Annotated in this window: 13 protein-coding genes and 2 pseudogenes; all 15 read left to right on the forward strand. The window is 53.9% G+C overall.

What is annotated here, in order from left to right:
• Positions 1 to 385 precede the first annotated feature (385 nt).
• The 15 genes and pseudogenes from KKQ10_RS15190 to KKQ10_RS15250 all read left to right on the forward strand — a co-directional run bounded on the left by KKQ10_RS15190 (position 386) and on the right by KKQ10_RS15250 (position 21,179).
• Positions 386 to 984, forward strand: a pseudogene (locus tag KKQ10_RS15190) (recombinase family protein).
• An 894-nt stretch (positions 985 to 1,878) separates the two neighbouring features.
• Positions 1,879 to 2,106, forward strand: coding sequence for a hypothetical protein (locus KKQ10_RS15195; RefSeq protein ID WP_215501559.1), 228 nt, complete (start codon positions 1,879 to 1,881; stop codon positions 2,104 to 2,106).
• 511 nt (positions 2,107 to 2,617) lie between these two features.
• Positions 2,618 to 6,340 carry an autotransporter domain-containing protein gene (locus KKQ10_RS28395; RefSeq protein ID WP_252191619.1) on the forward strand — a complete coding sequence of 1,241 codons (3,723 nt, stop codon included), beginning with the start codon at positions 2,618 to 2,620 and terminating at the stop codon, positions 6,338 to 6,340.
• 1,039 nt (positions 6,341 to 7,379) lie between these two features.
• The gene (locus KKQ10_RS15205; RefSeq protein WP_215501560.1) at positions 7,380 to 8,612 is read left to right on the forward strand and encodes an EAL domain-containing protein; all 1,233 of its coding nucleotides are present in this window, start codon (positions 7,380 to 7,382) and stop codon (positions 8,610 to 8,612) included.
• A 460-nt stretch (positions 8,613 to 9,072) separates the two neighbouring features.
• Positions 9,073 to 9,738 (forward strand): response regulator transcription factor, encoded by a 666-nt coding sequence (locus tag KKQ10_RS15210; protein ID WP_215501561.1) that lies wholly within the window; start codon positions 9,073 to 9,075, stop codon positions 9,736 to 9,738.
• Positions 9,739 to 9,761: 23 nt separating this feature from the next.
• Positions 9,762 to 12,131, forward strand: coding sequence for an ATP-binding protein (locus tag KKQ10_RS15215; protein ID WP_353844744.1), 2,370 nt, complete (start codon positions 9,762 to 9,764; stop codon positions 12,129 to 12,131).
• Positions 12,132 to 12,133: 2 nt separating this feature from the next.
• Positions 12,134 to 14,509: an ATP-binding protein gene (locus KKQ10_RS15220; RefSeq protein WP_215501702.1), complete on the forward strand. Its 2,376-nt coding sequence runs from the start codon at positions 12,134 to 12,136 to the stop codon at positions 14,507 to 14,509.
• A gap of 230 nt (positions 14,510 to 14,739) precedes the next feature.
• Entirely contained in the window at positions 14,740 to 14,988 is a 249-nt protein-coding gene (locus tag KKQ10_RS28630; RefSeq protein ID WP_215501562.1) for a transposase, read from the forward strand.
• Between the two features lie 64 nt (positions 14,989 to 15,052).
• Positions 15,053 to 15,391 (forward strand): IS66 family insertion sequence element accessory protein TnpB, encoded by a 339-nt coding sequence (tnpB, locus tag KKQ10_RS28400; protein WP_252191620.1) that lies wholly within the window; start codon positions 15,053 to 15,055, stop codon positions 15,389 to 15,391.
• Positions 15,392 to 15,716: 325 nt separating this feature from the next.
• Complete coding sequence (locus tag KKQ10_RS28635) at positions 15,717 to 15,893, forward strand: IS66 family transposase zinc-finger binding domain-containing protein (RefSeq protein WP_353844749.1); 177 nt, start codon at positions 15,717 to 15,719, stop codon at positions 15,891 to 15,893.
• A 138-nt stretch (positions 15,894 to 16,031) separates the two neighbouring features.
• Positions 16,032 to 16,777 (forward strand): annotated as a pseudogene (gene tnpC / locus KKQ10_RS28640) (IS66 family transposase).
• 14 nt (positions 16,778 to 16,791) lie between these two features.
• Positions 16,792 to 16,902, forward strand: coding sequence for a transposase domain-containing protein (locus KKQ10_RS28645; RefSeq protein ID WP_353844745.1), 111 nt, complete (start codon positions 16,792 to 16,794; stop codon positions 16,900 to 16,902).
• A gap of 298 nt (positions 16,903 to 17,200) precedes the next feature.
• Positions 17,201 to 17,737 (forward strand): fimbrial protein, encoded by a 537-nt coding sequence (locus tag KKQ10_RS15240; protein ID WP_215501563.1) that lies wholly within the window; start codon positions 17,201 to 17,203, stop codon positions 17,735 to 17,737.
• 68 nt (positions 17,738 to 17,805) lie between these two features.
• Positions 17,806 to 18,555 (forward strand): fimbrial biogenesis chaperone, encoded by a 750-nt coding sequence (locus tag KKQ10_RS15245; RefSeq protein ID WP_215501564.1) that lies wholly within the window; start codon positions 17,806 to 17,808, stop codon positions 18,553 to 18,555.
• A 29-nt stretch (positions 18,556 to 18,584) separates the two neighbouring features.
• A complete protein-coding gene (locus tag KKQ10_RS15250; protein ID WP_215501565.1) occupies positions 18,585 to 21,179 on the forward strand; it encodes a fimbria/pilus outer membrane usher protein in 2,595 nt (864 codons plus the stop codon).
• The last annotated feature ends 45 nt before the right edge of the window (positions 21,180 to 21,224 follow it).

The following is a 21,224-nucleotide window of genomic DNA, read 5'->3' on the forward strand; positions in this document are numbered from 1 at the left end:
GGATTCCAGCGTGAGGCTGGGGCAGAGTGACCATACTGGGATACTCAGGGGCTAGCTGTAGGACAAATCCCAAAAACCATTCTGAATTTCCCAAATGTTCCGTGTCATTTGCTTTAGTGCGGAGAATACCGGGTCGGTTATTGCCTTTGAATGGTGGCAGTTAGCCGTACTTCTTTTTATGAATACTCTAGGCGCAAACATGAAACGTTGGACTGGAAGCTAATGGCAACAGCGCAGTTATGCAGCCAAACAGTGCAAGTATCATCAAACGACCGTTTGGTGATGCGCAAGATTAGCCGTCATAAACGTATCAATAAAATAGCATTTCATATTTTTGATACCGAATTATAGTGATGCCACGTTTAATGATACGTGAGCACATCCCATGTCTCGCACGTTTCTATACTGCCGAGTTTCAACATCCACTCAGTTCACTGCAAACCAAGTGCAAGAAGTGAAAACAGCCGGATTCGACGTACAGGCAAGCCGGGTAATAGAAGAGGTCATATCGGGCAGCATCGCCGCCAATGAACGCCAAGAGTTTCAAAAGCTATTAAATCGGATAGAATCAGGTGACCTACTGATAGTGACCAAACTCGACCGTTGGGCCGAAACGCAATAGATGTGCGTCAGACTGTTGAACATCTAGCTAGAGTTGGAATTCACGTACAATGGCTAGCTTTAAGCGGCGTAGACCTGACCAGTCCAGTAGGCAAGATGACAAAGCAGGGTTTGAGCACCGTAGCTGAGTTTGAACCTGACCTGCAGATAGAGCGCACGCAACAGGGGATGATGCGAGCCAAGGCTGAAGGAAAGCAGCTTGGTCGTCCAGTGGCTGTTAAAACAACGATTAACGTCCAGCGTTTGAAGGTGAAGGGTTACATTACAACCCAGGTATCAGCAGAATTAGGCATTGGCATTGCCACTGTGAAACGTCACTGGAATGTCAAAAACGTTTTTCCTGATACACGGTTGTCATCTTAACCTATATTACGCAAGCAATAGCGATATCCGTGGGTTGTTTTGTCTGAATTGTATGATGTTGTGCATGTATGTTGTAAGCGCGCATAAAAAGTCTGTTGTGGCATTGCGTGAGGCGAATAAAGCTAAGTGATTACACTTTGTACATATCCATGGATATTTTTAAAAAAAAATGGTGATGTTGCCCCAGCTAAAGCTTGAACCTAAGAAGTGCTTAGAATCCACAATGACTTTGGATAATTTCTGGCTTTGGCCGTAACCATCAATTCCGCGGGCTGAATGTCCACGTGCAATAAAGGGCCCATTTCAATCGTATAACGGATTTTAACGTTCATGTCCGGAGCAATGATGTCCGACGAGCGAGGCATTTCGAATGCCGTAATCATCAAGGCTCAAGTTAGCATTAGGTTCGCAGAAACGAATTCTTTCCATGCGAGCATTTCTTTACGAACCATAGCGTCCGATGAATCACGCTCTTTCACCTCTTTTTCAATAGAGTCAAGAATTGAGCTTGTGGTAATGACTATGGATTTCAAATCCAAGGCTAATCAATGTTGAGTTGAATCATCCATTATTTCTGTGATTTCAGATATTGGAGATTTTTTGACATTTCCACTGCTGCCTGTGTGCTGTGTGAGTATCGTTATCCGCAGCAAGTACTTGAGAAATTTTTTCAGATGATGGTGCCAGGTGCATGTTTTTCCGGAGTGGGGACCTAGGCCACTCGGCGCTATCGAGACGTTATTCCAGCAGCGTCACAAGGCATACTTAAACGATTTCAATGATGATCCCTGGCTATTGCAACCTTGAGCAACTGCTGGACAACCCATTTGCCTGCGAGGCGACCAAGTTTCGGGCGCTGCATGATGTATTCACGCTTTTGGCTGGCTCGCGTCATTGCTTTCCCGCTATTTATCGATGACAGGTGCGCCCGACGCGATCCAGGAGCGGTTGCTGTTTGTCAAAGAAGCCGGCGTACTTAAAGGGTTGATGGTAATGGCGCAGATCACCGGCAAAGTTCGCCGTCGCGATTTGATCGAGCGTTGTCTAGCCTTGGCAGAACTTGAGGCCCACTACCTGTATGAATTGCGTCTAACCCATCAGCAGGACATAGCCCATGTATGACAGCCAATGCAGCGCAGCTAGCCATTCCGATGACCCGGATGAGCCTGATGGTTAATTGTACGTCTTTGGCTTAATGATCGTTATTGGAATGTAGTTTCCATCCCGCTGACCGGTGTGCATCGGCCAGAGAACACAGCCTTCTATGCTGCGCCCCCGATATTTTCAGTTGCTACGGGTTACGCAGCACCCACCATCGCGCCTGTTTGATGGGCAATCAGATCGATTTTAGAATATTGCTATCAGGCTTGATCGTGACAAAAAAACTCACCCAAAGAAAGGTAAACATTGAGAACACATATAAAAATATCGATTTGTCAGATGTGTCTGCTCACGCGAAGATCATCAAACAAATTGGCGTTCTTTCTTCTGCATATGTCATGGATTTGTGTGGAGGGAGGATTTTTAGGAGTAATCCTATTGTTTTTCTGTTGCGCGATTAGCGATTGTTTTTAGTTGTGGTAAAGGGGTTTTGGATGATTGTATAAGCAACCGGAAAATCGCTAGGGGTAATATGAAAAAACTACAGAAGAAATTTTTCTCGAAAGCGAAAGTCTTGGTAATTTTAGTGTCGAATACGACGGTGTTTTCACCGCTCGTGCTTGCCGAAGAAGAAATACCCAAAAATTTTTCTTTGAAGCTTATGGTGTTCAATATATGGAATCGTCACGAGGACTCCAAAATGTGGGCTCCGAAAAAAAAAGATCCAAAGCATCGAGAATACACAGAGGCTACAATAAATTTATTCCGTGAGGTGTCGCCAGATATCCTGGTTTTGCCAGAACTTTTCAATAATGGTAAGGTCAATAACGAGAAAGAGGGTGACAGATATATATACGAATTTGAGCGGAATACGATTGATGTTCTAAATGATCGTCCTCTAAAGCAGAGTAACTTTGTTGTCGCGCGAAGAAATAAGGATGAGGATATAAATAAAGAGAGGACTACAGGAAGCATTTTTTCCACTGTGCGTTTTGAAGATCTGCCCGGGGATTCGATCCGGATTAGTCCGGGCAATGGCTTTCCTGAGTCTGTCGTAAATGCCATACATTTGAGTCACTCGGACGAGTCTGTTGTTCGGCTGGATCAGGCAAAAGCTCTCAATAAAGCTGCGGAAGCCAGTAACATACCAGTAATTTTGATGGGTGACTTCAATGCAGGAGAGATTTCTGAACGAGGGTTGCACAGTAAAGAACAGCAATTATTTTTGATTAGAAATGCTACAACCCCGTTGCGCACAGATCTTGCGTATGACTACCTCGGTCCTGAGAAGCTCTATTTGCCAGTAATCAAGAAATATTATTCCGGTAAAAAGGATGTTAAGGAGTTATCATGGGCGGAATGGGCAGATGCTTTGCTTAAAGATATAAAAAGGTCTGAGAAAAAAAGCATATTGCAGGATGAGCTTTATCCTGTAAAACATAATCGTCCGGTCACTATAAGTACCCTCAAGAAGCAGTATAAAATCTTCCGTCTTGACAAAAACAAGGAGCAATACAAACCTAGTGAAGAAAAAGATGAGCGTGCTACTTGGCCGAGTGATGGCGAGATGAAAGAGAATACTTACGCAGCTTGGACCCGGGCAACAATCGATCACATCTTGGTGTCATATCCCTTCGCAAAATGGATAGAGATTGCTGACGATGGAAGACCAACGGGCAATCTCAGTCTACTCGCCCGCGATGCTGAAGGCAGATCACTCTCAGACCATGAGCCAGTGGCGCAGAACCTGCGTTGGATTGGGCCGGACCTTGAAGTATATAGAGACGGTAGCGAGAGTAAAACAAGAATTGTATGGGGGAAGGAATCCTACGACTTTGCAGGTAGAAACAAGACATACTATTTCACACGTAATAACTATCGCAACGATGTCGAAGTTGGACAGGTCATAGATGACGAAGGTAATCCCGTATTTGCGGATTTGACAGTAGAGCAGGCGAAAGCCACTCTCGATTGCAACGGCAGGGACGCACGTTTCAAACAGGCTGCTAAGGATCTATGTATTGATGATCATTCCTTCATCAGTGAAGTACTTGTAAAAGACGACGGGACACTGATTGTTGATGAAGATGAAGCTTTGGGAGGGCGTAACGCTAAGTTGCTCTTGACCAACGGCGGATTGAAGGTGACTGGCACTTCAATGTCTGGGCTCGACCGAAAAATTGTTCTGGAACAGCGTGGATGGATCGATATTGCGGAACCCGGCCATGAGGTATCTGCGAATCAAGTTTTGATGGGCCCGGGTAGCCTCACGAAACTGGGGGCAGGGACGCTGCGATTTTCGTCGCCAAACAGCTATACGGGAGGAACATTTGTCGAGGAGGGAATCCTCAGGTCCGACATTGCAGATGGTTTTGTGAATAATACCGCCTACACCATCAATGGCGGTGCGATTGACCTCAATGGGTTTGACCTGACAGCGTCGAGACTCGAAGGAAAAGGAGGCAGCCTCCAGCTTGGAGCGGGCTCACTGACTGTGGATCAAGCTGTCGATACACATTATGACGGCGCCATCACGGGGCTGGGTGGGTTGATCAAAACAGGCAGTGGGAAGCTCACTCTCAACGGACAAAGTAGCTATGCCGGTGAAACCCTGATCCGTGAGGGGCATCTGGGCATCGGTGACAGCGATCATCCTCTCGCTCGCCTGCAAAGCGCAGTAACCATAGGCGAGGGCGCTAAACTTAGTGGCATCGGTACGCTGGGTGATTTGGTTATCAAATCTGGCGGAACCATTGCGCCGGGGAACTCCATAGGCACGCTACGCACCGGTAATGTAACTTTCGATGCGGGCTCGGTTTATGAAGTGGAAGTCGGTCCCGACGGACGTAGCGATAGGATCGACAGTAGTGGTGTCGTGACGCTTAATGGCGGTGATATCAGAGTTTCTCTAGAGAATCACACCAACCTTCTGACGGCGAATGAAGCCCAAACGCTGGTTGGACAGACCTTCAATATTCTTACAGCCGAAAAAGGAATAGTGGGTCAGTTTTCATCCGTCACGCCTGACTACCTGTTCATGGACACTCGGATCACTGGACCACGGACACAACAACAGCTCATCCCGGTTGCGCTCAACCCTTCCGAGCCAGGTGTTCAATCCAGCCCGATCGAGACGAGCGTGAGCGTCGCTCTTGAGCGAAATAGCACCAGCTTTGCCAGTGTTGCACAAGACCAAAATGAGCGTGCTGTCGCGACCTCGATTGAGACATTACCCTTGGGAAATCCGGTGTATGAGAGTCTGTTGACCTCCCTTACAGCCGAACAGGCTCGTCAGGCATTCAAACAGCTGGACGGCCAGGTTCATGCCGATGTCGCCGCGGCGCAGGTTGCTGACAGTCGTTATATTCGGGATGCGACCAATGCTCGCTTGCAACAGGCTCAAGCGTTGCGGCCGCAAGAAAATATTCGTGTCGATGACAGTAGCGGCGGTTGGGTGCAGTTGCTCGGAGGTCGCTCGCAATTTGAGTCCGATCACAACGCTTCCGGCTTCAGCTCATCTACAACCGGCGTCCTGATGGGCCTGGACACTGATATCGGTGATGGATGGCGATTCGGCGGGGCGGCGGGCTATACCCAGACCCGTCTGGGGGGGGCCTCCAAAAAGTCGGCCGACGCAGACAACTATCACCTGTCGGTCTATGGTGGAAAACGCTTTGACAGCATTGCACTACGCTTGGGCGGAGCAACGACATGGCATCACATTGAAACCTCCCGTCACGTGAGCTACGGCAATCAATCGGCGCATCCAACAGCCGCCTACACGGCGCGCACGGATCAGGTGTTTGGTGAGGTGGGCTATGTTGCGTGGTCAGGTTGGGAGCCTTTTGCAAATTTGACTTACGTTAACTTCCAGAGTGGCTCGTTCCAGGAAAAAGGAAAAGGAGCAGCATTGCGCGCTGGCAAGCAAAGTCAGGACGCTATCGTCTCCACGACTGGGCTGCGCGGGCATCTGCAATTGCCAATGGGTTCCAGTCGCTCGGTGAGGCTGCGCGGCGAGCTGGGATGGGAGCATCAGTACAAAGAAACTGACCGCACAAAAACAATGAAATTTATCGGCAATGATACTGAGTTTGGAGTGAGCAGTGTGGCAGCGTCCCGAGACGGTGTGCTGGTCAGGGCCTCAGCAGAAATGAACCTGACCAAGGACACTGTGGTGTCGCTGAACTACACCGGACAGGTGTCCGGCCAGGACAGTGGCAATGCGCTCAACTTCGGGGTCAGCTTCCAGTTCTGACGCTGGTATCGGTGATGAGCCATGAGGGCATTGAGTTTTCAGTGCCTTCATTTTATCACTACCTCGACAGGTTCTCCGAGCAGCTCGGCACAGGTCGTGTAGCCGGTGCTGAATTGCCCTTCATTCAGCCGCCCGCAATTATCTCCCGCCCATGAGCCAGATGAGCTTTCCGATTTTGAGCGCGCAGTTAAGCACCAACAAACCTGGCTATCGCGTTTCCAGGCCGAGATGTAACAGTGGCCTTCAGTGGTTTGCCGGCGACCAAATACAGCCAAGCAAGCACGATGCCGAAAATGCATCGGACGAAGAAAGGTAACCAGCACGGCTTCTACATGAAAGCACATATGCGTAGCGGCAGGTGATCAGTCAACACGACTGAAGGGCGTCACCTACCTGTTTCGATGAAGTCGGGATGTCAATGTTTTGGACAGGGCCCGAAGGGACCATGCTTCGCAGCGCAGGTTTTCGATGATGCACACGATACTGTTGGCATCGGAAGGACTAAGTTTATGTAATATGTCAAGAAGATCTGTTGCGCAACTTTCACTTACTGCGGCTGACTCAACAAGACGTAGTTGTATGGTTTGAGTATCTATAATCGATTGCATAGGAATAGATTTAAGCGCAGTTGTTGAAGTTTGAAATTGATTTGAACTTTTCCTGAAGTGCGCTGGTGTCGTCTATAAGACTAGTCCGATTTTTCGAATGGTGCTTGTTAGGGGTGCGAAGGTTTATTTGGAACTGTCGTCGAGCGGCGATCAGCACAAGCTGGAGCAGGTGAGTCAATGATCGGTATCAGCCATCAACGCTCAGTCGATTTGATCGAAGCCCCTTTCGTGCGAGGTGTGCTCAGTGCCATGGATTCTGTTTTTAGTCCTAGTCCTATTTCATTTTTTGAAGGGGTTGATAAGCTTTATTAGAGACAGTAAACACGGAATATTATTTCATGCGATTGAATATAATTGCGCCCAGCACGTTTGCAACATTGCGCGTCATTATATTGGCGGCGGGCGGAGTTCCTGCTCAACGTATGAGGGGCATGCTTAAGGCTGACAGTATTAAGCCTCTGGCGAGCTTTGCTACACTGGGCGAGCTTGAAGCTTATTTGAGTAAAGGTACTGTCGATGTGATCCTTTGCCAGATTTGCCCCGCTTGCGATGCCGGCCTGTTGTTGCTGAGCGTGCTAAATCGCATGCATAAAAGCGGTCAATTGGAGCAGTTACCTAGCCTGTTCTGGATGGGGGAGACATCAATGATCGCGTTGGCTCGCCCCGGCGATGTAAGTTGCGCGTCTGGGCTGCCTGCAATTGGCAAGACAGCGTGGATCAAGTGCATGGGCGGGGTGCCCATGACTGCGCTGGAGTCTCTAGCGCGTTTGGCCAGGGCGGCAGGTATTCATGTGGAAATTCTGCATCAGGGTGATGCAATGGCCTTGAATGATGCCTTGCGGGCGGCGCTGCTGATCCATACCAAGATCGATGCAGTGCCTGCCCAAGCGACCTTCGATGCATTGGCTGAAGATGAACTTATCAATGCACTCACGACGGGGGAGGGGCTGCGTTTCGTGTTTCAGCCACAATTCGATCTGTTGAGTCGGCGTGTGGTCGGGGCCGAGGCGTTGGTACGCTGGAAGCATCAGCGGTTTGGTGACATCCCGCCTTCTTTGATGATCCCGCTGGTCAACCGACTGGGGTTGGATTTGCTGTTGTTCAGCTTGGTGGAGATGTGGGCGATCAAGGTCATGCTCGCGCTCAAGCACGAGAACTGCCAGATTCCCATCGCCGTCAATGCTTCGGCAAAGACGCTCTGTACACCGCAATTCGCCGAGCGGCTAGCAGCGCGCATGCGTGGAGTCGGTTTGTCGACCCGTTTGTTGAAGCTAGAGTTGACCGAGGACGTGCCCGAGCCGGACGAGCTCTTGTTGTCAGCAGCGTTGACTGCTATCAGAGCCAAGGGCTTTCAAATATCACTGGATGATTTTGGCGTTGGGGCGGCAACGATGAACCTGTTGGTCAACATTTCATTTGATGAAATGAAAATAGATGGGTCATTTGTCCGGGCTCTTGGAGAATACTCGTCCTCGGGCAAGGTCATCAGTGGTCTTGTCAATTGGGCGCGGCTGATGACTGCGAATGTAGTCGCAGAAGGTATTGAAGATGAGTCGACGATTCCCATGTTGCATCGATTAGGTTGCCGAGTTGGCCAAGGGTATGCCTTGGCGCGTCCCATGGAGTTTGATGACTTTATGATGTTCATGAAGAAACAGAAATAATCAACGAGTGCCGCTGCGTTATCATCACTCAAAAAATCTGGGTAAGTTCGATACTGCCCAACTCGTCTTCCATGCCATACCCGCTCTGCTAATGGCAAATATCGGGGTGCGTGACATGAGGCTTGTGGCTGTAGGCTGCACTCCATCGCACGTCGTCGCCGTTCTTGCAGAGTCTGGAGGGCCGTTTGCTCTGCGCAGGACAGGGTATTTGCGTGCGGGTAGAGAAGGCTGAAATGATAATTGATTTGGGTTTGCGGGGCGGGCAGACGGACGATTGGCGTAGGCAAATTCAATTGTGAGATGCATGAAGTTTATGGGGCAGGGAAACTGAAAAGCTTCTAGTGCATCAGCTTGCCCATTTACAACTGCGGCTTATACTCGTTTGAACGCTGTGCGTCGTATTGATTGTGTTTATATTTTGACAGCGTTGTACGTGCTGGGTTGAGTGAGTTAAAACGCGATGAAATCTATACGTATTGCGTTATTGGATGACCATGCTGTTGTCAGGCATGGGCTGGTGAAGGCTCTGGCGGTTGAGACGGATCTGAAGGTCGTTGGCGTTTATGGAAGGAGTCGCGATCTTATCGGCGGGCTGGCCGAATCCCCCGCGGACCTGTTGGTTCTGGATTTCTCCCTGGGTCCAGACGAGCTGGATGGCGCATCGCTCATCCGTGCTGTGCGTGCCAAATACCCCAGTTGCCAGGTCTTGGTGCTGTCCGCGCACCACGATCCGGCGACCGTCAGCTTGGCGATGCGTATCGGTGCCCGCGGCTTCGTTGGTAAGGGTGAGGATATGCAGCAGTTGCTCAAGGCGATTCGCCAAGTGGCGTCCGGTACGGTGTACCTCAGTCCGGTCATGACCTATCGTTTGGCTGAAGCGGTCACCAGTGAACCGCCAAAGCAGGCGACGGATACATTGGACGCCTTCGCCCAGGCAGAGCTCAGCAGCCGCGAACAGGAGGTTATCCGTTGTTACCTCGCGGGTATGACCGTTAGTGAAATTGCCAACAAATTCAATCGCAGTCTCAAGACCATCAGTGCTCAGAAAGCGTCAGCGTTTCGCAAGCTTGGCGTGACGTCGAACAACGAACTATTCAAACTCAATAAAATCATCAGTCCGCCATGAGGGGGGACGTAGCCAAGAGGCTGGTGCTGTTGGGGCTGCTTCTAGCGGCGCCTCTGATTCAGGCCAACTCGATCGAGTTAAGCCCAGAGGAGCGCAGTTGGATTGCCCAGCATCCGGTGTTGCGGGTGGGGGTTGACGAGAACCTGGTGCCTTTCGAGTTCCTCGAGGGGGGCGTGCTGCACGGGCGTGCGAAACAGTACCTGGACTTCATCGGTCTCGCCACTGGGCTGCGATTCCAGTATGTGACGGGTAAGAACACGTCGGTCCGTGAGCAAATGCTACTGGACGGCCAAGTCGATCTACTTTCCTCCCACCTGCGATTCGAATCCCAACTTGGGAATCCTGCGATCAAAACACTTGTCTATCACACCACCTCCCCGATTATCGTGACGCGTGTCGATCGTCCAGATATTTTCGAACTTGATCAGTTGCAGGGCAAGACCGTGATGATCCCGGATGTCGAGCGCTACGAGCGTATGTTTGCCGAGCGGTCGATTGATGCCCGTCTGATAAAGAGCATATCGGCGCAGGAAATGTTGAGCAGAGTGGCAGATGGCAGTGCCGATGCGGTGGTCGCTATTGAAACGTTCCTCATGCCGTATCTATACCGTCGGTTTCAGGGAGTGCTGGAGGTATCCGGGGTGGTTGGGAGTCAACTGCTGTTCGTGAGTATGGCCGCTCGCGCGGACAATACGCGATTGGTGTCGATTCTCGAGAAAGTGTTGGGGTCTATTTCGCCAGAGCAACGCAAGGCGATATACGAGCAGTGGTACCACGACCTGAACGTGGACGAGCCTACGCTATTGAGTATCAGCAGCCATTATTTGCACGCCCTGATCCTGGCGACCTTGGCATTTGGCGGCTTGGGTGTATTCGTGTTCCGTGGCTACCGCCACTGGCGCAGAGCTGCGCATAACGAGCGGGAAAAAATGAGGTTACTGCGCCACATCAACCGCGAGCTTCGCTCACCCATGAATACCGTGCTTGCCGCGATGGAGCTGTTGTTGCATACCCCGATCGATTCCCGGCAGCGACACTTTTGCAACTTGGCAAATAGCAGCGCAGCCGGATTGAGGCGCGTGTTGGATGACGGTCTCAATGTGTTGGAAGCACCAAGACCGGGCTTGGCTGGACAGCCGGCGATCGAACCTACCGAAGTTGGGGCATTGATGGAGGGGGTGGTGGGTTTGCATCGGCTGCGTGCGCAGCAAAAGGAACTGGAACTCAAGCTGGATGTCCCTGCGCATTTGCCCCTGTTGCTGCTTGACGGTTCACGGCTGACTCAGGTCATCCATAATCTGCTTTCCAACGCGATCAAGTTCACTGAAACCGGCGGTGTCCAGGTGAGGGTCAACCTGGTGCGTTCGCAAGATAACGTCCTGCGTCTGCAAGTCGTCGTCCGCGATACGGGCGTTGGTGTGTCTGAATCGGCAGGGGCATCGTTGTTCCAGCCTTATGCGCAAGCCCAGCATGACAAGAAGGTTGGCGGTACTGGGCTCGGCCTGGTGATTTGCAAGCAGATGGTCACTGCAATGCAAGGCGTCATGACGTTCGACAGCAAACAGGGAGTGGGTACCACCGTCACGCTTTGTCTGCCCGCGGACATTGCACCTGAAAGGGACGAAATGTCGAAAGTACCAGTCATACTGACGCCGCTGTCCCAGAGTGGTCTATGGATCCTGGTGGTGGAGGACGTCCGCGCCAACCAGGAGGTGCTGCTGGCGCAGATCCGTGGCCTGGGCTGTTGTCCGGTGATCGCGGCCAATGCCGTGCAGGCGAAGGCTTTGTTCAGGGACCATGACTACGACATGATCCTGATGGACTGCAACCTGCCCGATCAGGATGGCTACAGCCTGACCCGCGAGCTTCGCGCCACCGAGAATCAGCTAGGGCGAGCGCATTGCCCGATCATCGCAATTTCCGCTTCGACGGGAGGAGGGCATGCCAGACGCTGCAAGGACGCTGGAATGGATGGGGTGCTGAGCAAGCCTATCCGACTTGGGCAACTGAGTGAGGTCATCGAGCGCTGGTGCGATGTCAGCCTGACGTTGCCGTCGCCGATTGTGATGGCATCTGCTCCGCTGTCGGCTGAAGTGAGCGAGGAAATGGCTGTTGACCTGGGGCGCCTCATTCAGGCCGTGGCGTTATGTGATCGTCCTTGTGCACTGCGCTTTGCCCACCGACTGCGGGGCGCGGCATTGATGATGAAGTGGTCGGCGCTGGGCCACGCTGCAGAGCAAATGGAGGAACTATTGCGCGAAGGTCGGGGGTGGGACGATCCGTCATACGCGCGGTTGCTGCAATCTGTCGTTCGACATTGGCAAATCTTGAGCGGCGGTATGTCACTGGATGCGCTGCACCTGTCATCGACTACCTGGAGGGGGGAGTCGTGAACATGCGGTTCCTGGGGATGCTTGCGCTGGCGTTGGCTGGTGGCGCGAATGCGGAGGTCGACCCGCTGCCAATGACTCTGAGTCAGCAGGAGCGGGACTGGATTGCGGCCCATCCAGTGCTGAGGGTCGGGGTCTTCGACGACCTTCAGCCATTCGAATACATGAGAGGTGGCGAGCTGCGAGGACTGTCAGCCAAATATCTGCAACTGATCGCGCGGCGTACCGGGTTGCAGTTCGAACCGGTGAATACCACTACCCGCAGCGCCCGAAAAGACATGCTGCTCAGTGGGGAAGTGGATGTCTTGTCCACACGCCGCAGGTCTGTCGATCCCTTGGCGGACCGGGGGATGCTCTACACACAACCCTATAACACCAGTTCGACCATCCTCGTCAGTCGCTTTTCCGACCATCCTTTTGTGGATCTGGAACATTTGACCGGCAAGCGACTGGTCATGCTTGGCCGTGAAGGCTATGCCCCGTTTCTGAACAGCCAAATTAGTGATGTAACGGTGATCAGTGCTAAAAACGCGGAGGACATGCTGGCGATGGTTAGTCGCGGAGGCGCCGATGCCGCCATTGCCTCCGAGTGGTTGGTTATTCCCTACTTGTCACGTCAATACAAAGGCGTATTGCAGATTTCCGGCGTGGTTCCTTCGTTGCACAGAGGGGTGAGCATGGCCGTACGTGACACCGATGTCATACTGTTTTCCATTCTGGAGAAGGTGCTGGCCTCCATCAATACAGATGAGCGCAAGCGGATTTACGAAGAATGGCTGGCCGGGCTGGATGTTGATATTCCGACGATTCAAGCCATTACCGAGCATTACGAATCGGAGTTGTGGCTTCTGCTGACCATCACGCTATTGCTGCTGATGTTGGTCTGGCAAAGCCGGGTTCTACGTATACGTGCCACACAGGGCGAGCGGGATAAAGCGATGTTCCTGGCGGTGATGAGTCACGAAGTGCGATCGCCCTTGAATGCAGTGCTGGCTGCGATGGAATTGCTGCAGCAAACGCCGCTTGATGAGCACCAGCGCAACCTCGCCAACCTCGCCATCAGTGGTGCCCATACCTTATTGCGCCTAGTGGATGATGTGCTTGATATCTCCAAGATGGAGGCCGGAAAGCTTCAGCTTGACCCAGAGCCTACGGACCTTTTGGCACTTACCGAGGCGGTGGTCGAGGGGTATCGGGAGTCTGCCGAGGAAAAGGGCCTTGACCTGACACTGACCGGCGACCGCCAGTTGCCGTGTTTGATGCTGGACCATCGCCGTGTCGCCCAGGTGGTACGACACCTGATTGCCAATGCAATCAAGTACACCGAGTGCGGAAGCGTCCAGGTGCAGTTGCATAGGTTGGGCGGTACGGGTGAAGTCGAGCAGGTAAGTGTTCGTGTCATTGATACAGGCGTGGGGCTGTCCAGGCAGGCACAGCGCTCGCTGTTTCGACCGTCCTGGCGCTTCAAGCATTCGTCCAGGCGCATGGGGGGCACGAGACTGGGTCTGGTGCTTTGTCGGCGGCTGGTAAGCCTGATGCAAGGCCAATTAGTACTGGCCAGCAAGCTGGGGAAGGGTACTCGGATAGACATGATACTGCCGCTGGTGCTCGCTCCGCGTGTCGATACTGTCCGCAACAGCGAACAGATGCAGGCTTTGGCGATGAACATCGTGCCGCCCCGTGGCGTGCGGGTATTGCTGGTCAAGAAACCGACCTTACAGCGGCAGGCGTTGGTCGAGCTACTCCTGCGCTTAGGGTGCGAAACCTTGGTGGCGGACGATGCAGAACAGGGATTGTCGCTATTTCGTGAGAACGCGTTTAGGCTGGCGTTGCTGGACTGGGACTCGTTGGACGGTGGCGCCGTACGCCTGGCCGAGGCGTTTCGCGAATGGCAGCATCAACGGCAGCGACCGTACCTTCCCCTCATCGCCTTGGGGGGGGCTACCGGGCATGACGGCCAGGAACACTGTTTCGATGCAGGGGTGGACGGCCTGCTGATCAAGCCCGTCCAGTCAAACCAGCTGGAACAAATCATCGCGCTGTGGTGCAATGTGCCGCTGACGCCCGAGCTGCCCACTCACGCCGAAACGTTCGAAAGTACATTGCTCAACTCCGAGTTGCGCACGCATATCAACAACCTCGTCGAAGCGTTGGCGATGCATGACAACAGCCGGGCTTCACAGGTCCTGCATCAATGGCGCTTGGCGCAGTCGGAAGACTTCGCGCGCCTTACCCTCGCCCTCGAGGCAATCGACCGATTGTTGAAAGGCAGCACCGATTGGCCTGCTGAGGCCCTCGCACTGCCACTTCGTATGCTGCTCATGCAGTGGACCGAGCTGTGCCACGCCGCACAGGCGCCTGGAAACATGCCTGCCCCTTAGAGGCGTCGAGGCAGGCTTGCGCATGACTCATGCGTTGTAAGTGCCGGCGATGAAGAGTACTGATGCGCAACTCGTCATATCGAGGGCAGCGCCCGTTTCTCACCTGTATTGGCTTTTCACGACCGCCGCTCTTAAGCGTCCGGCGAACTCACCCTCCGAGCTCCAGATTTAAGGACGATGGTGTCGGCGTATTTTAAAGCGGCGCGATAAGCCTTATCGCCAGGATTTCCATGCGCCAACGAAGCCCTTATCCGAAACCTTTCAAAGCCCAAGTCGTTCAGGAATGCCTACAACCTGGAGCAACTGTGTCCAGTGCCGCCATCAGCCACGGCACTAATTCCAACGTTATCCGTAAATGGATGCTGCTCTATCGAGACCCGCCCGCAGCAGCTTCACTACCGGCATTCGTTCCGCTAAAAGCCGCACCTAATCGACCCGCCGAAGCGTCAGTGATCACTTGCCCATGGCTGGGCAAGTGATTACGGTGAAATGACCAAGCTCAGATTCCGAGGGCTGCGCGCAATTTATTCGGGCTGTAGCTCAATGATCCGCATCGATGCGATCTGGCTGGCCACCGAGCCTATGGACATGCGCGCCGGCACCGAGGCGGCATTGGCCCGGGTGATCGCGGTGTTTGGTGCGGCGAAGCCGCACTGCGCTTATCTGTTCGCCAATCGCCGGGCTAACCGAATAAAAGTGCTGGTGCAAGACGGTGTCGGGATCTGGCTCGCAGCGCGGCGACTAAATCAAGGAAAGTTCCACTGGCTAGGCATTCGATATGGCTGCGAGGTCGAACAGGACAGCGAACAACTCCAGGCCAGTCTACGTGTCGTCGTCCCGTGCCTGCTCTGGCACAATCGGCGGCATGACTTCCTCGCCTAGCCTCGATCAGATGACCCCGGAACAGCTTCGTGCCTTGGCGGCACAGTCGTTGCAGTTGTCCAAGGGCGAGGCGAGGAGGAAGATCCAGACCGATCAAACCGTCATTGAACAGCTCACCTTCGAAATTGCCCTTCTCACACGGCACAAGCTTGACAAGCGCAGCAAGTAAATCAACCCGGCACAAAGCAGCTTGCTGGATGACCTGTTCGACACAGACCTTGAAGCTATCGAGGCCGAGCTAAAACAGCTCCTCCCCACTGCGCCAAAGGCCGAACCACGGCAATCCCCCAAGCGTGCGCGATTGCCGTCGCCGTTTCCACGCACGGTGATTCGTCACGAACCAGAAAGCACCCAATGCGCCTGTAGCTGCCAACTTCAATGCATCGGCGAAGACGTCAGCGAGAAGCTGGATTACACGCCGGGCGTGTTTACCGTAGAGCAACACGTACGTGGTAAATGGGCCTGCCGTCAGTGCGAAATACTGATCCAGGAGCCGGTGTAGGCACAGGTTATCGAAAAAGGTATCCCGACCACAGGCTTGTTGGCCCACGTCATGGTGACCAAGTTTGCCGATCACTTGCCGCTGTGCCGGTAGGAGAAAATCTTTGGCCGCGCCGGGCTGGAAACTGCTCGCTCGACCTTGGCTCAGCGGATCGGCCAAACCGGCGTGCGGCTCCAGCCGCTAGTCGATGCACTGCGTGAAGAGGTGCTGAGCCAAGGGCGTGATTTACGCCGATGAAATACCCGTGCAAATGTTTGCGCCGGGCGAGAAGAAAACCCACCGAGCCTAAGTGGGGCCTACAGCACTACGCCGTCTTCGGCGCTCAAAGCAATGGTGAGTAACTTCAGCCCAAGCCGTGCTGGCGAACATGCACGTAACTTCTTGGGTGATTGGAACGGCAAGCTGGTCTGCGACGACTTCGCTGGATACAGAGCCGGTTTTGAGCAAGGCATCACTGAAATAGGCTGTATGGATCACGCCCGTCGCAAGTTTTTCGATCTGCACGTGGCGAACAAAATAAAGCTAGCCGAACAAGCGCTGCACTCGATCAGCGACTCGTACGAGGTCGAACGCCTAGCACGGGGCACGAGTGATGAGGATCGTTGGCGAATACGTCAGGAAATGGCGGTACCGATCATCAAAACACTGCATGAATGGATGTTGGGCCAGCGCGACTTGGTGCCCAACGGTTCATCTGCAGCTAAAGCCCTCGACTACAGTCTGAAACGCTGGGTAGCGCTGACGCGCTACCTTGACGATGGGCTGTGCCCATCGATAACAACCAGATTGGGAGCCAGATACGTCCATGGGCACTCGGACGTTCAAACTGGTTGTTTGCCGGGTCGCTGCGCAGTGGCAAACGGCCGGCTGCAATCATGAGCTGATCCAATCGGCGCGCATGAATGGGCATGATCCATATGCCTATCTCAAAGATGTGCTGACGCGCCTGCCGACGCAGCGGACCAGTGAGTTCGGGCAACTGCTGCCGCATCAGTGGTTGCCGGCCTGACCTACGCAAGGTGAGTTAGCCGGACGCTTACTGCCGTTCGGCAATCATTTATAAAAAACTAATATCAAGTTTAAGTTGGTCGGATTTTTAGGAGTAATCCTATTGAAGAGCGAACACATTGACGAGTGTCGAGCGTGGGGAGCTGTTTTGCCAATATTGCCGAGTTGTTGTTTTTAGGAGCGCTCCTATTCCATGCGTTTTAGAGCAACTCTAGTATTGCGCCTGCAACAGAACAGGAGTGTCTCCGCTAAATAGGCCTCCACTTAAATTATGAATGTAGTTGTTTCGGAGTATTTTCATGAAATATACCGCTTGCGCTCTTGCCATGCTGGTCGCTGCTACCATCACCTCCGCTGCAATGGCTGCGGAAGGCACTATCAACTTCAACGGCGAGCTCAAGGCAGAGACCTGCCAGGTCTCGGTGGGCGGCGGCGGTAATTCGACCGTCACCCTGCCGACGCTTGCTACTTCGGAGCTGGCTGAGCCTGGAAAGGTAGCCGGTCTGACTGCTTTCAATATCCAGCTTAGCAAATGCTCTGCCGCCCTCAAGACGGCGGCTGCGTTCTTCCAGGCTGGCGGTACCGTCGACCCTGCCAACGGTAACCTGAAGAACTCTGGTAGTGCTACCAAAGTTCAACTGCAGTTGGTTGATATGACTAATGGCAAACCGATTAAAGCAGGAAGCGGCGAGCAGCTTACCAGTACCAGTCATATTGCTCTTGATGAGACGAGCCTGTCAGCGAATCTGCCATATGCAGTTCAATACTTCGCGCAAGCGGCTACCGGCCCCGGCACGGTGGTGAGTTCCGTGACTTACAATATCGATTATAAGTAAGTTGCAACGAGGGGCATGTACGCTTTGCTATTAAGGTGTGCATGTCCTGGCGGCGACGGGGCAATTCCATGATTCGTTCAGTTCTACTTATGCGCCTGCTTTTTGTGGGCTTGGCAGCACTTCCAGCCGCTCAGGTATCTGCGGGTGTGGTGATCACCGGTACCCGACTGATCTACCCGGCTGGCCAAAAGGAAATAACGGTCAAGCTCGACAATGCGGGCACACAGCCTGCATTGACCCAATCATGGCTGGATACCGGCAATGTCGAATCGACGCCTACGCAGTCCAAGGCACCTTTCCTGATCTCGCCTCCTGTGGCGCGCATCGATCCTGGTAAAGGGCAAACGCTGCGGGTGATGTTCACTGGCGCTGCGATGGCGCAGGACAAGGAATCAGTGTTCTGGCTCAACGTCCTGGATATCCCGCCCAGGCCGCAGGATGGCGGTGACATGAATATCCTCCAGATGGCGTTCCGCTCGCGGATCAAGTTGTTCTACCGGCCTGAGAAATTGGTGGGTACTGCCAGCGAGGCGATTGAACAGGTGCAATGGCAGGTGGTGCCTGGCCGAAACGGCCAAGGGTGGGGGCTGCAGGCGTTCAATCCGTCGGCCTTCCATGTCTCGCTGATAGAGCTCGAGCTCGTCGAAGGTGGTAAGCGTGAACGCAGCGAGGACGGGATGATCGCACCAGGTGAGACGCGTACGTTTTCACTGACGGCACTCAAGGCCCGGCCGGGAGCTGCCGCTCACGTCCAGTTCAATGCCATCAATGACTATGGCGCTCTGGTTCCTGTCCGCAGGGCGCTCAGTTCTCAGTAATCCTCAACGATTTTAAGCGCGAGCCATTTATGCATAAGCCATCCCTTCCCGGGGCTCTGCCGGGGAAGCGCTCCCACTTCGCCTTGAATCCGCTAAAGGCTTCGGTCTTGAAGGGGCTATTCATCAGCGTAGGCGCCTGCTACGGACCGTTTTTGGTGGCTCAGGAGGTGCAGTTCAACGATGCATTCCTGCCCGAAGGCTCGCGCGACCTGGATATCAGTGCTTACCAGGCAGGTAATCCGGTGATGCCGGGAGTGTACCGCGCTGACGTGGTACTCAACGGACAGTTGAGCTTTCGTCAAGACGTCCGTATCGAGGCTCAACCCGATGGTCGCAACCCCGTGGTTTGCATGAGCCGAGAGCTGCTGGAGCGTCAAGGCCTGGAAATGACCAAGCTGGCGGCCGAGGCCGTCCTGGCGCTCGACAATGAGGGGTGCCCGGCATTGGGGCGTTTGGTACCAGGCGCCACCGCGAGTTTTTCGCCCGAGAATCAAACGCTCGAACTCAGCATCCCTCAAGTTTCACTCAAGCGTAATGCACGGGGTTATGTCAGCCCTGAGTTGTGGGACCGCGGGGTCACTGCCGGCCTTCTTAGCTACAACTTCAACAGCAATCGAAACCATACGCGCAACGGCGACTACGACTCTGCCTACCTGGGGCTCAATGCTGGCCTCAATCTGGGGGACTGGCGCCTGCGTCATAATGGTTCGATGAGCTGGCGATCCCGTCAGGGAAATAACTACCAGGCGCTAAACAGCTATGCCCAGCGCGATGTCACGGCATTGAAAAGCCAGTTGACGGTTGGCGAGTCCATCACCAGCGGTGAGCTCTTTGATACGTTGTCATACCGCGGGGTGCAATTGGCCAGTGATGATCGTATGTTGCCCGACTCTTTGCGCGGCTACGCGCCGGTCATTCGCGGTATCGCGCGGACCAATGCGCGGGTAGTCATCCGCCAGGGTGGCAATGTGCTGACGGAAACCACCGTAGCCCCTGGCGCTTTCGTCATCGACGACCTGTACGCCACAGGGTACGGCGGCGACCTGGACGTGAGTGTGCTCGAAGCGGACGGTAGTGAGCAGAGCTTTACCGTTCCCTATGCATCGGTCAGCCAGCTGCTGCGGCCTGGTACAGCGCGCTTCAGCCTGACGGCGGGTCAAACCCGAGACAACTACATCAACGAACAGGCTCGTCTGCTGCAAGGTTCGCTGCAATATGGCCTGAACAACACGTTCACAGGCTTTGCAGGCGTACAGTCAAGCGAAGAATACCTAGCGGTGCTATCGGGCTTGGCTTTTGCTACCCCAATTGGCGCGATGGCCGTGGACATGACTCATGCCCAGACCACGTTGGCGAGTGGTACCGCCAAAGGCCAGAGCCTGCGGCTGACTTATAGCAAGAACATTCTTAGCACTGGCAGCAACTTCTCGGTGGCAGCCTATCGGTTTTCCACCCGTGACTATCTCGACTTCAGCAATGCAGTGCAACTACTGGATGCTGAGAGGAGCGGCGAGGACGTCAGTCAGTTCGGGCGCCCGCGCAGCCGTTTTTCAGTTACTGCAGACCAAAGCCTGGGCTCATGGGGGCAGTTAGCGGTAAGTGGCTTCACGCAGAACTACTGGAACCTGCCAGGCAGTGATGTGCAGTACCAACTCAGCTACAGCAGACAGTTTGACCATTTGGCCTTCAGTGTCAACGCCAACCGTAGTCGCAGGGGGCTGGGCGATATGCAAAACAGCTTCTTGCTGACGTTGAGCATGCCGCTGGAGTTTGGCGCTTCGGTCTTCAGTCCGCAAATGACCGCTCAAATCGGCCGAGATGCACAAGGCAATTTCGATCAGCAGGTCGGGATCACTGGTTCCGCTGGTGAAGACCGTCAATTCGGTTATGGCGCGAACTTCAGCCACGATGGCGCGAGCCACACGAAAAGCGCTTCGGTCAACGGCCAGTACGCGGGCGCTCAGTCCACGCTAAATGCTTCCTTGGGGCGTGGTGCCAACTACACCAGTATGTCGCTGGGAGCCAGTGGCAGTTTGGTTGCCCACTCCGGCGGCGTAACGCTGACACCCTATCGCGGCGAGACCATGGCGATCGTCAGTGCGCCGGGTGCCGAAGGGGCGAAGGTAGCCGGCTATCCAGGTCTCAAGCTGGATGGCAACGGCAATGCCGTGGTGCCATACCTGCGCCCTTATCAACTCAATGAAGTGGGCATTGATCCGATTGGTAGCTCGCTGGATGTGGATCTGAACGAAACCAGCCTGCAAGTGGCTCCGCGTTCCGGCGCCGTGGTGCACCTGCAGTACACCACCACCAAAGGGCGTGCGGTGTTGCTCAATGTACGTCTGGACGATGGCAGCAGTTTGCCATTCGGTGCCAGCGTGGTGGACGCCGAGGGTATTTCGGTGGGTACGGTGGGACAGGGCGGGCAATTGTATGCGCGGATAAAGCCCGAGACCCGGCAGTTGCTGGTCAACTGGGGAAGCAAGGCCCAACAACAGTGTGCGTTGGTAATTCCCCCTGCACCTGACAAGGAGCAGCAGCTTCAACAATTGGACGCTGTTTGTGGAGCCGGCAAGCAGGTGGCTGACGGCGCTCCGGCTGATACTCGAAAGATACCTTTATGAAATGCGCGCTTCTAGTTGAAGAGATCGCCCTGTGCCGAGCCGATG

This window comes from Pseudomonas sp. MG-9 (assembly GCF_018729515.1).
Lineage (GTDB): Bacteria > Pseudomonadota > Gammaproteobacteria > Pseudomonadales > Pseudomonadaceae > Aquipseudomonas > Aquipseudomonas serboccidentalis.